An 11,734-nucleotide genomic window follows, 5' to 3' on the forward strand; every position below is an offset into this window, starting at 1 on the left:
CTCCCCGAACAGCGACGTCCGGATGCCGTAGAACGCGTCACCGGGACCTGCCGAGTACACCGCAGCGCCGAAGCCGCCGATGCAGAGCACCGCGGCAGCCGCCGTGCTGACGAGTGCGAGCGTCGCGCGGCCGCGACGGCGGGAGCCGAGGCCGGCGTTCAACGCTTCGAGGGCGTCGCGACTGGTGACGGGTGCGGTCACCGGCGCGCTGCGGACCTCGTCGCGCCAGTCGGCGAGCAGGAAGGCGAGGTCGGCCTCTTCATGGTCGGTCGAGTAGGCGGTCTCATTGGTGCTGAGCGCCTCGAAGAAGCGGTCGACGCGGTTGACGTCGTTGAGCGACGGGTCGCCCCCGTTGGAGGTCCAGCGGCCGAAATCAGGCACGTCCTTCCCTCCTTCCGTCTAGCTCGGACTTCAGTTTGGTCAGCGCTCGGTGCTGCGCGACACGCACCGCGCCTGCGGTACTGCCGACCGCCTCGGCGGTCTCCTCCGCACTCATGCCGACCACGATTCGGAGGATCACGATCTCCCGTTGCTTTTCGGGAAGCACGGCGAGCAGTCGCTCCATCCGGGCGGAGGCCTCGGCGTTCATCGCGAGTTGCTCGGGCCCCAGGTCGGATGACGCGCGGTCCGGCAGGGTGTCGGTGGCGTCGGATTGGTTTCGTCCCATGGCTCTGAATGCGTCGGCAACCTTGTGAGCGGCGATGCCGTATACGAAGGCCAGGAAGGGTCGTCCCTGATCCTTGTAGCGCGGCAGCGCCGTGATGGCGGCCAAGCACACCTCCTGAGCTACGTCGTCTGCCGAGAGGCCACTTCGCTCCGCAGTGCCGACCCTCGCCCGGCAATAGCGGTAGACGATCGGCCGGATGGTCTCCAGCACTTCCCGGAGTGCATCCCGATCGCCGTTCACCGCTCTGGCAACGACACCATCGAGACTGTCTCCCGAAATTGTCATCGTGGGCGATATCTCCAGCGTTACGGATGAGGCACATCGAGCGGATGTGTCAGCTAAGACTAATGATCAGGAAGTGACTCGCAGCGTCACCGCGCCGTCCACCTACCGCCGCGGTGGCGAACCTCGGCGGCGAACGCGTCGCGAGCTGCCACTATCTCGGCCGGCGCCAGGGCGGTACTGCCGATGTCGGCGAGGAGGGACGCCAAAGCCCAGCTCAGCGGGATCAGGCCAAGGCGTTCGGCATCCACCAGCGCCGCGTCGGCGACCACCCGCGCCGCCTCCAGTGCGCCGACGCTGCACAGCGCTGCGGCCAGCACGACCTGGGATTTCACGACGTGTCGGGCTGATCCGGTCGGCGCGGCGAGGGCGACCGCCCGCTCGGCGTGTTCGACGGCGGCCGCGTGTCCGGTTGCCATCGCGAGTTCGGCGCTCACCCAGGCGAGCCGCACGGGAATGCGGTCGGCGCGCTCCCGTCCGACGAGCTGTTCGGCGCGCCGCAACAACGTGCTCGACGCCGCGAACCTGCCCACTCCGAGCGCATCGGCCGCCAGTCCGATCAGCGCATCGGCCGCCGCGTCGACGTCGGGGCCGGCGAGGGCGAACGCGGACCCGTCCCACGTCCTCGCGGAATCGTGCCCGCCGAGCTGCCGCAGGAACGACCCCCTGGTGCTCGCGGCAAGCGATGCCGCCCGGCCGCGGGATTGCAGTCGCGTCAGTGCCTCGAGATCGGCCACGGCTGCGGCGTACCGGCCTTGTCCGCCGGCTGCAACCGCCCGAAGCCACAACTCCTCGGCAGTGACCGCAGTCGGCAGCGGCCAGCGTCCTGGGTCGGCACCGAGCGCGACGTCGATGAAGGTAGTCATCCGTTGGGGACGCTATCAAGCGGTCGAAAGCGACCCAATCGTGGGAACCTGTGCCGCCCGCAAACCAGGTGCGCCGTGGCCGGACGAACTTTGGTTAACAGTTTGTGGTCGCGGTGTTACCACCACGTCAACTCGTTCGTAGCGACGGTCGGTGCTGGTCGGCGAGCTGGCGCGCCCGAACAGCGGAAACGTGAATCGAGATCGGACAGTTGGCGTTTCGTAACCACCCTTCTCGTTTCGCGCAGGTCGCAAGGATGAACGTGATGTAAATTCTCAGCTTGTGCTTATGTGGTTGAGCACACGCTCACGCTATTGACCCAAGTTCGCGAGCCCTTCTAGTTTGTGTGCACGAGTAGTCATCGGCGACATGTGCTCGGACCGGTTCTTCGACTCACGCTTTTCGATCGCCCGCGAAAGATACGCGTAGAGAGGGATTTTCCCCATGCCACAGCCGCAGCAGTTGCCCGGGCCAAACGCAGACATCTGGGATTGGCAGATGTCAGGACTTTGCCGAGGCGTCGATTCGTCGATGTTCTTCCACCCCGACGGCGAGCGCGGCCGCGCTCGCGCTCAACGCGAGATGCGTGCCAAGGAGATGTGCAGGCGTTGCCCCGTCGTCGCTCAGTGCAGATCCCATGCGCTGGCCGTGGGCGAGCCCTACGGCATCTGGGGCGGGCTCAGCGAGTCCGAACGTGAGCTCCTGCTCAAGCGGGGCATCCGCCGCTCCGCCTGAAATTCCACACATCGAGAACATCGCAGAGGTCCCCGCACGCCCGGCGTGTCGGGGACCTTTGCGAGTGTTGCTATCGAGCGCGACGAGCTAGCCGGACGACGGCATAGACGAGCGCAACGAAGACGGTGAGCGCCGCCAGCCACGGGAGGAGCAGGCCGAACAGCAACACGACGGCGCTGACCACCGAGAGCAACCCATCCCAGCCTCGCTCGATCTGACCAAGGAATCCCTGATACTGCGCGGGGCCGCCGATCTGATCGGCGATGAACGTGACGTCGACCGTGCTGTAGTCGATTCGATCGCCGAGTTGATCGCGCTGCGCGCGGAGGCTGTCCAGATCCGCCTGGCGCTGCGACAACGCCTCCTCGGCCTTGATGAGCGCATCGGGATCCCTCGCATCGCGCATGATCGTCAAGAGCCGGTCCACCGAGGTCTGCAGGGCCTTGATCCTGGCGTCGAGATCCACCCGCTGCGCCGTCACGTCCTCCGAAGTGGTCTCCGCGGTCCGCACCGACCCGAGTGTCTTCAGTTGCCGCACCACACCGTCGAGCTTGTCGGCAGGGACCCGCAGGACGACCGAGGTGTGAGCTCGACCGCCGCCGGATCCCGCATCCTCGGACCGACTGTCCACGCGTCCGGCAGCGTCCTCGACGATTACCGCCGCCCTGTCGGCGGCCTCGGACGTGCTGTCGACGTCGATCGTCATCGACGCCGTCTTGACGACGTCACGCTTGGCCGTCAGATCCGGCGGCGGCTGCTGCGGTGCTGGTGCTTCGGCAACGGCGGTCATGCCCGCGGCCGGGGCCGTCTCCGACCCGGAGGATGACCCCGACCCGGAGCACGCCGCCAGCAGACCGATCGCCGCAATTGCTGCGAGAGCCGTCGCGAACCGGGTCCGGCCCATCTTGCTCGAATCGTCACTCATACCTGGCAACCTAGCCATCGAGACGCGAAAGGCGGCCGGTTCACCACATCAGGCGTGACAGGTGCCGCCCTCGGCCTTGACGGTCGGGGGTGCGTCGATCGATGGATTGCGGTCGAAGAAGCCAGAGGGCTTGAGCCAGAACGACACCGTATCGACGGCCATGATCGGCCATTCCTCCACGCGGGTGATGTGGTGAATGCCGAATACGTACCACAGGACCACGTCGGTGTTCTCCAGCGAGGCGTCGTCCTTGATCCACTCGCTCATCCCCTTGTCCACTTCGGACTGAACCGGGTAGGCGCCCGCAGGCCAGCGCTCGTCGTCGCTGTTCTTGGTGACCCACAGGGTGTGTCCGATGACGGGTGCGCGAAGGTACTGCGGAGTCGACGGATCCATCAGGGCCGGGAAGCAGGCACCTGGCGCCAGCTTGTAGGACACGTTGGTGCCGTGTTTGTTGAACTTGTTGGGATTGACCACCTTCCACGCCCGCTGGGTGCCCCAGTCGTAGTCGCGGCCGGCCTCCGCCTCGGATCTGATCGGCGTCGACTTGGTGACGAGCGCCAGCCCGTACGGGTTCTCCTCCGACACCGGCGGCGCCACGGAATCGACCTCCATCACCGTGTTCTCCGCACCATCGACGTCGAGGTCGAGTCGGGCCACGATGAAGTGCTGGTGGAACGGCGCGTACGAATTCTTGTCGACGACGGTCCCGTAGGGGGGCGCCTCCGCACCCTCGGGGAACGGGGTCGTCACCATGATCCCGGTGGCGCGGACCTCGCACTCGATGTTGCCGTCTTGGTAGAACCGCCAGTAGACCAGGTATTCGTAGTTCGCCACCGTCGCATGGCACGAGACCACCATGCGGCGTTGCCTGCGCACCTCGGCGCCCATCCGCTCGTCGACGTGCTTCCACAGCACGGCGTTGTCCTCCTCGTGGAGGCAGATCGCGTTTTTGATCTCGCGCGGCTCGCCGGTCCAATCATGCAGTGTCGCATCGACATACGCGATTTCGCCGAGACAGTCGCAACCCAGCTCCAACGACGTGGTCATGAATCCGAGACCCCACTCGCCGATGTCATATGCGGTCCGCCGGTAGTGGTCGAACGTGGGATCGCGGTAGGGCACCACCATTTCGGCGAACGACATCCGGTAGGCGACGTCACGGGTGACGCCGTCGTCGTCGAAGGTGACCTGGTAGATGACCGGGCCTTCGCGATAGTTGAACCCGAGTCGCATCGTCCAGTTCTGCCACTTCAACTCGGTTCCCTCGACGGTGAACGACGCGCCTTCGGGCTGAGTGATGTGCAGGGGTTTGAGATCGTCGCGCACCGTGGTGCCGCGGACCGACGGGACGTATTCGGCGTCGACATCCGGACGCCCATAATCGTGGTGATCCTCGATCTCCAGCAACTCGAGCGTGTTCATGTCCACCAACAGCTTCAGCCCGGAGATCGGGTGGGCGAACGGGTTGCCTTCTGGCGTCTCGCGAGCCCACAGGTCGCACCAGCCGAGCCGCCGGTGTGCGTGCTGCTCGGGCATCATCGCCTTGCCGTACGTCCACACGTCCATCAGCAACAGGCTCAGGTCGGTGAATCCTCGCTTGGCAAGCGCGGCAACGACATCGGGGTGCTCGCGCATGGCCTCGTCGACGGCGTGGAACTCGTCGACGGTGAAGTTCGGCGTGACGCCGTCGACGTGCTCGAACGAGACCACCGAGTCACCCGTCAGGTCGACGGTGGCCTCGTAGGTCTTGTTCTCGGCACGATCGAGCACCACCGCGAACGCGATGCGTGGCACGGCGTCGCCCGGTCGCCATGCCTTGACCTCTGCCTTCGCCGGCTCCTTCAGCTCGATCGAGGCGAAGCGAAAGGTGTCTCCGATCCGACCCTCCCGCCGCAGGACGGTGGCGGTCTGCCGAAATTCGTCGGCCGAGAGTGGTTCAAGAGGATGCTGCGGCATGGGGCTCCCGTCCGGTGGGTGTCGGCTAAGTGTGCCCCGCATGGACGCGGTCGTACTGCCGAAATCGCCCTTTGCCGACGAAGACCAGTGCCTACCCTGCCTGCGGTGAGGTGTTCGGTCGAGTCGCGGTGGTCGGCCCCGCGACGACCCCGGCGCGCCGCGCCATACGACTGCGGCGCCGATCCGCCATTCGGCGGCGCCGAACCTTGATCGAGCTCCACTCCCCTAGCGTGACCCCAGCGGCGAGCGCGGTACCGATCGCCAGCGCTCCCAACACCGACGCGAATCCGACGGCGTGCTGGTCGTTGAGGATTGCGTAGATGCCGTGCAGTAGCGCAAGGCCGGGCAGCAGGGGCACGATGCCCGCGATCGACACGACCAGCGGCGGCGCCAGATTACGACGCTCCATCAGGCGGCCGACAAGGCCGATGGGAACCGCCGCTGCGAACGAGGCGACGACGGCACCGAGACCCCACCCCTGGGCCAGCAGGAACACGACGGTGCCCGCCGCACCACCGAATGCCGCGGCCACCGCGGCGCTCCGCTCGGCGTAGCAAGCGAGTGCGTAGGCCGCCGCGCTTGCCGCGCCGAACGCGACGCGTGCTGGCCATTCCGCGAGGGCGGGCGGCGCCTCTGCGCTGATGGCGACGAACGGCGCCCCGAATCGTTGGGCGAGGTGCAGCACCAACGCCACCCCGGCGATCGTCGCGGCGGTCATCATGACCAACTCGAAGAAGCGGGCGGCCGCGGTCACCGGGGCGCCCGTGATGACGTCGCCTACCGAGCCCACCAGTGAGAGCCCAGCCAGCAGCACGACGAGCCCAGCGGCAATCGCCACGGTCGGCTCGAACTGCACTCCCAGCTTGGGGCTCAGCCAGTAGAGCACCAACGCAGGGGCGGTCGCGATCGCGCCACCCACTGCGTACTGGAAGAAGAACGGCAGGCCGTGCCGGTTGAGGAGGCGGTTGACCCGATCGACCGCCATGGCGCTGATGGCGCTGACCACGCAGGCCAGCCAGCTGGCACCAAGGGTTCCTGCCGTCGCGAAGGCCAGCGCACCCCAGGCGAGGGTGGCGACCCACCGCTTGTAGGGGTGCGGCGCGGTGACGATGGCGTCGAGCTCGTCACGCGCATCCGACGGCGACACCTCGCCCGCGCGGATGCGAACGATCAAACGGTCGACCGCGGCCAGTCGGCTGAAGTCCAGCGATCGTGACTGCACGATGTGGAGTGCACTGGCGGGCGGCGACGTCGGCCCCCGGTAGGCGGCGACGTGAATCGTCGTGTTGATGACGTCGACCTCGCAGCGCTCGACGCCGAACGCGGTGGTGATGGCTCTGACCTGGTCCATCGTGGCCGTGGCTGGCATCCCGGACGCCATCAGGATGGCGCCGCTGGTCCCGGCCAGATCGAGTGCCTCGACCACGTTCTCGTAATAGGCGGCGTCGAGTTCGGCGCTACGGGACTTCGTCATCCGCGGGAGTGCGTCCGTCGGCGGATCGGTCTCCCTGACGATTCGGCTCAGGATCTCGCGACGACGCGCACGCCATTGCTGGCCCGCGCGATCGCGGGTCGCCTCCACCACAGTGCCCTCCCGTTGAAATGACGAACTGACTTCGCCGCACGCATTTGGTTGGTTGTCGCTCGCTTGGCGCGGTCATCCCGCTGCCGTTGACGATCACGTCAGGAGCAAAACCAAGTTTACTCATGGCAGGTGGTAAACCGGCGCACACGTCCAGTGAGACTCAGCACACCCGCCCGCCGCACCGACCGGCCGCGGCATCAGACACCCCTAGGTATCGAGTGTCGAATGGGTATCGAGCGGATTGGCCGCGATGCGCCGAGCGCCGTCGTTGGCCATCGACGCGGCAGCGGCGCTGCCCGGCTTGTGCGTCGCCTGGTCCTCGAAGCATGCGACGAACTCGGCACCAAACCCCAGCCTTGGATGGCGCCCCAGAATGTGGGTCCTCGTCTCGGCGGGGAATTCCTCCGGCCGACGCCCGACGACGTCCCAGCCGGTGGCGACCTGCAGGAGGTGCGATTCGGGGTCGGCGGCCGACGAGACGTCGCCGCGCATGTGCAGCACGATGATCTCCCGTGCCCTGGCTGCGCGATCGGGGGGCCACCCGACCGCGGTCCCGAACACCCAGGCCAAGTCACCACCCGCCTCCTCGAAGGGCATTCGGCGACTGTCGAATGGGTCGGTGAGCGCGATGTCGTGAAGCATCGCCGAGACGTAGAGGAGCTCGTCGTCGAAGCCGATGCCGTGGGCGGCCGCGTACGTCGCTCCCCACAGGTACGACCGGACGCAGTGATTGAGCAGCGCGGGCGAATAGAAGCGAGTCGCCACCGAGAGTGCGGCCTTCGCCGCTGGCGTCTGCGGAAAGTCGGTCATCTATCTGCCGCTTCGGGTTGGTCGTCGTCGACGACGCGGATGATTGGCTTGCCGGGACCACGGCGGGTCGGTCCGAACGCGCCGGGAGCGTCTTCGAGTGCGTACGTCTCCCCGACGAGTGGACGCAGCAGGCCCTCCCGAAGCCTGACCTCCAAGGCGGCAAGCCCGGCGCGGTCCGGTTCGACGACGAAGAAGACGACTCGCGCGGCGTCGGGCCGGGTCCGTGGTGGTTCGGCGATGCTGACGAGTGCACCGCCGGGGCGCACCAACGCTCCCGAGCGGTCCAGTAGGTCACCGCCAAACACGTCGAAGACCACATCGACTTCGCCGATGCTTTCGAGCTGCTCGTGGTCGAGGTCCACGAAGACCTCCGCACCCAACCCGAGGATGGCCTGCCGGTGCATGGTGCGGCCGGTCCCGATCACCCGGGCGCCCGCCGCCCGCGCCAGTTGGACGGCAAGCGAACCGACGCCACCCGCAGCGCCATGGATCAGGACGGTCTGTCCGGCTTCGAGACCGCCGTGGGTGAAGAGTCCCTGCCACGCCGTGAGGCCCGAGACCGGGAGCGCGGCGGCGGCGACGTGGCCCACCCCCGTCGACAGCGTGGCCAGGTTGCGCGCCTCGACCGCGACGAATTCGGCCAGCGTGCCGTTGCGGCACCAGTCGGTGATCCCGAAGACGCGCTCACCGACCGTGAATCCGGTAGTGCCGTAACCCATTTCGGCAATGACCCCGGAGACCTCGTGGCCGGGAATGGTCGGCGTCCTTTCACGTCCCGCTCGGTCGGTCCAGGTGCCGGGCCAGTCGAGCTCGCCAGGGGTGAACCCCGCCGCGTGCACGCGCACGATGACGTCGTTCTCCGCAGCGTGGGGGTAGGCGACGTGGGCAAGCTCGAGGCCGTCGATGCCTGCAGCGCGGTCCTTCGCGATGATTGCCCGCATGGTCGTCACGGCGCCTGCCTGCGAGCACTGGGATGCCGCATCGCATCGCGTGCTGCGATTTCTCGTGGCTCGAGCATGGTGATCATGTCGACACCGGGAGCGCAGAGACAGACCGCCAGGAAGCGGCTCCACTGCGACGCCTCCAGATTCCTGGTCTGATAATGCACCACGTCGCCACCGGGCTCCCAAAATGCCTCTCCCGCAATTATTTCGACGGGAGCTTGACCCTCGAGCTCGAAGAGCATCCTGCCCTCCAACATGTAACCAAACACCGGCCCCGAATGGCGATGCGGGTCCAATCCCGCGTCCGCCGGGGGAAGCTCGACCAGCTGCGTCATGGCGTGTGCGCCTGCGGGTATGGGTGGCGGGGTGACGCACGACAGGTCGGTGACCTTCGTGTCTCCGGTAGTCAACATGCCTTCAACGCTAACCTCGGGGTGGCCCTGGCGATGGGCCACTTGGGGCCGGCGCGTGGGGGCCAGTCGTGCGCGTCAGGGCAATACCCGAACCAGCGCCGCCAAGGCTGCCGACCAGGCACTCGGCGCGGGGGCGGCGAACCCGACCACCAAACCGTTACGTACGCTGCCGGTTTCGGGATGGCGATAGAACTCGAGGCTCTCCATGCCGAGCCGTCGCCACGCCGGGCGACCAGACGACGCGCCTTCGTCGGCATCGAGTTGTTCGAGCGTCACGTGCAGGCCCGCGGGCATGCCGCTCACCACGGTCTTCGGTGACGACCCGGCGACCGCCGCGACGAGTTGCTCGCGGCGGCGGCGATACTCGGCCCGCCTGGTGCGAATGTGCCTGTCGTAGGAACCGGCTTCGATGAAGTCGGCCAGTGCCAACTGTTCGACGACGCCAGACGTCTCTTCGGTTTCCCCCTTCCTTGCGACCACCGCTTCGACGAGTCGTCCCGGCAATACCAGCCAACCGAGTCGGAGCCCCGGCGCCAGCGACTTGCTCGCCGTGCCCATGTAGACGACGCGCTCGGGATCGACACCGTGCAGCGCACCGACGGGCCTGCGGTCATACCGGAACTCGCCGTCGTAGTCGTCCTCGATGATCACTCCGCCGGTCCTTCGGGCCCAGTCGATGACTGCGGCGCGGCGGTCGGAGTGCAAGGAGACGCCGAGCGGGAACTGGTGCGACGGCGTGAGCAACACACCGCCCACCTGGGCCATGCCTTGGAGTGCTTGGACGTCAGCGCCAAGGGAGTCGACCGACAGTGCGGGAGAACGCAATCCCGCTTTGCCGAGCGACGCCCGTTGCGCGGGGAGACCGAACTCCTCGACGGCAACGGCGGTGACGCCGACGTCGGCCAGAGCGCCCGCGACGAGGGTCAGGCCCTCGGCAGCCCCACTGCACACGACGATGTTGCATGGCTGGGCCCGAACCCCCCGCGCCCGAGCGAGGTACTGCGCAAGCGCGTTGCGGAGTTCGGGTCTGCCATGCGGGTCGCCGTATCCGAACGCCTCGGACGGCGCCGCATTCAATGCTCGCGTGACCGCGCGGCCCCACTCGGCCCGAGGAAACGACGACAGGTCGGGATGACCGGGCCGCAGGTCATGGTCCAATCGGCGTGGCGTCGGACGTGTGGGTGGTGCGGCGACGGACCGTGCGGCCTCGGCGCCACGTCGCGACACCACGGTGCTCGAGCCCTGGTGTGCGGACAACCAGCCCTCGGCGATGAGCTCGGCGTACGCGCGCGCCACGGTGTTCCGCGCGAGGCCCAGGTCGGTTGCCAGCGCACGGCTCGATGGCAACCGCGTCCCCGGCAGCAACCGCCCCGTCCGGATGGCGTGACGAATGGCGTCCATCAAGCTGTCACGTACCCGGCCGCCGGGACGGTCCAGGTGCAGGTCGAGGCCGGCGACCGGTGTTGGGGTCGTTGGAAGGGCGTTGGATCGCGCCGATGGTCTCGGCGCAGTACCGGCCATGGTTCAACTTAGAACACGCGACAACGGCTTCGAGTGTCGGTCGTCGCCACGGTCTGACGATGTTTTCCAAGGCACGTTCATCGGCCCAAACGACGAATCACCCCCGGCCCAACCCGGACCGGGGGTGATTCGTTACGAACTAGTGCGAATGGCCGTGCGAGTGTCCGTGGCCGCCGTGGTCCTCTTCCTCCGCTGGCTTGTCCACGATGGCGGTCTCGGTGGTCAGGATCATCCTGGCCACCGACGCCGCGTTGACCACCGCGGAGCGGGTCACCTTGACCGGATCGACGACGCCGTCGGCGAGCAGGTCGCCGTAGGCGAGGGTCGCGGCGTTGAAGCCCTGCCCGGCCGGCAGGCTCGACACCTTGTTCACCACGACCGAGCCGTCCAGCCCGGCGTTGGTGGCGATCCAGTACAGCGGCGAGGACAGCGCCGACGCGAACACGTCGACACCGAGCGCCTCGTCGCCCTTGAGCGACTCGCGCAGCGCCTTCAGAACCGACCCGGCCTGGACGAGTGCGGAGCCACCGCCGATGACGATGCCCTCTTCGATGGCTGCCTTGGCCGCGGAGACCGCGTCCTCGACGGCTTCCTTGCGCTTCTTGAGGTCCGTCTCGGTGGCAGCGCCGACCTTGATGACGGCGACGCCGCCGGCCAGCTTGGCCAGACGCTCCTCGAGCTTCTCGCGGTCCCAGTCCGAATCGGACGCCTCGATCTCGGCGCGCAGCTGCGACTTGCGGCCATCGATGGCCTCGGCCGCGCCGCCGCCGTCGACGATCACGGTGCTGTCCTTGCTGACGACGACGCGCCGGGCGGTGCCCAGCACGTCCAGGCCGACCTCGCGCAGCAGCAGACCCACGTCGGGGTTGACCACCTGGCCGCCCGTGACCACCGCAAGGTCGTCGAGGAAGGCCTTGCGACGGTCGCCGAAGAACGGCGCCTTGACGGCGACGGCCTTGAGCGTCTTGCGAATCGCGTTCACCACCAGGGTGGAGAGGGCTTCGCCCTCGACGTCCTCGGCGATGATCA

Annotated in this window: 12 protein-coding genes; 1 reads left to right on the top strand and 11 read right to left on the bottom strand. The window is 67.5% G+C overall.

Annotated elements, in window-relative coordinates; genetic code table 11:
* The 3 genes from ABW137_RS21615 to ABW137_RS21625 all read right to left on the bottom strand — a co-directional run.
* The coding region (locus ABW137_RS21615; protein ID WP_526403491.1) for an anti-sigma-D factor RsdA at positions 1–381 on the bottom strand (381 nt) is incomplete at its 3' end.
* On the bottom strand, positions 374–952 hold the full coding sequence (locus ABW137_RS21620; protein ID WP_526403492.1) for an RNA polymerase sigma factor: 579 nt from the start codon (positions 950–952) through the stop codon (positions 374–376). The genes ABW137_RS21615 and ABW137_RS21620, both read right to left, overlap by 8 nt.
* Before the next feature lie 86 nt (positions 953–1,038).
* The gene (locus tag ABW137_RS21625; RefSeq protein ID WP_526403493.1) at positions 1,039–1,815 is read right to left on the bottom strand and encodes a hypothetical protein; all 777 of its coding nucleotides are present in this window, start codon (positions 1,813–1,815) and stop codon (positions 1,039–1,041) included.
* Positions 1,816–2,257: 442 nt separating this feature from the next.
* On the opposite strand from ABW137_RS21625, the gene ABW137_RS21630 reads away from it, so the two are divergent.
* Positions 2,258–2,548, top strand: coding sequence for a WhiB family transcriptional regulator (locus tag ABW137_RS21630; RefSeq protein WP_526403494.1), 291 nt, complete (start codon positions 2,258–2,260; stop codon positions 2,546–2,548).
* A 70-nt stretch (positions 2,549–2,618) separates the two neighbouring features.
* Here ABW137_RS21630 and ABW137_RS21635 read toward each other — a convergent pair whose 3' ends face one another.
* From ABW137_RS21635 to groEL, 8 genes are all read right to left on the bottom strand, one after another.
* The gene (locus ABW137_RS21635; protein ID WP_526403500.1) at positions 2,619–3,398 is read right to left on the bottom strand and encodes a DUF4349 domain-containing protein; all 780 of its coding nucleotides are present in this window, start codon (positions 3,396–3,398) and stop codon (positions 2,619–2,621) included.
* A gap of 123 nt (positions 3,399–3,521) precedes the next feature.
* On the bottom strand, positions 3,522–5,432 hold the full coding sequence (locus ABW137_RS21640) for a primary-amine oxidase (protein WP_526403495.1): 1,911 nt from the start codon (positions 5,430–5,432) through the stop codon (positions 3,522–3,524).
* A 91-nt stretch (positions 5,433–5,523) separates the two neighbouring features.
* Entirely contained in the window at positions 5,524–7,014 is a 1,491-nt protein-coding gene (locus ABW137_RS21645; RefSeq protein ID WP_526403501.1) for a threonine/serine exporter family protein, read from the bottom strand.
* Between the two features lie 210 nt (positions 7,015–7,224).
* Complete coding sequence (locus ABW137_RS21650) at positions 7,225–7,827, bottom strand: HD domain-containing protein (RefSeq protein ID WP_526403496.1); 603 nt, start codon at positions 7,825–7,827, stop codon at positions 7,225–7,227.
* Complete coding sequence (locus ABW137_RS21655) at positions 7,824–8,768, bottom strand: NADP-dependent oxidoreductase (protein ID WP_526403502.1); 945 nt, start codon at positions 8,766–8,768, stop codon at positions 7,824–7,826. The genes ABW137_RS21650 and ABW137_RS21655 overlap by 4 nt, the downstream gene beginning before the upstream one ends.
* Before the next feature lie 5 nt (positions 8,769–8,773).
* Positions 8,774–9,184, bottom strand: coding sequence for a cupin domain-containing protein (locus ABW137_RS21660; RefSeq protein WP_526403497.1), 411 nt, complete (start codon positions 9,182–9,184; stop codon positions 8,774–8,776).
* Positions 9,185–9,259: 75 nt separating this feature from the next.
* Entirely contained in the window at positions 9,260–10,585 is a 1,326-nt protein-coding gene (pdxR, locus tag ABW137_RS21665; protein WP_526403498.1) for a MocR-like pyridoxine biosynthesis transcription factor PdxR, read from the bottom strand.
* A 259-nt stretch (positions 10,586–10,844) separates the two neighbouring features.
* On the bottom strand, positions 10,845–11,734 hold an 890-nt coding region (gene groEL, locus ABW137_RS21670), incomplete at its 5' end, for a chaperonin GroEL (RefSeq protein ID WP_526403499.1).

The sequence above is a fragment of the Mycobacterium sp. genome, from assembly GCF_040509115.1.
Classification (GTDB): domain Bacteria; phylum Actinomycetota; class Actinomycetes; order Mycobacteriales; family Mycobacteriaceae; genus Mycobacterium.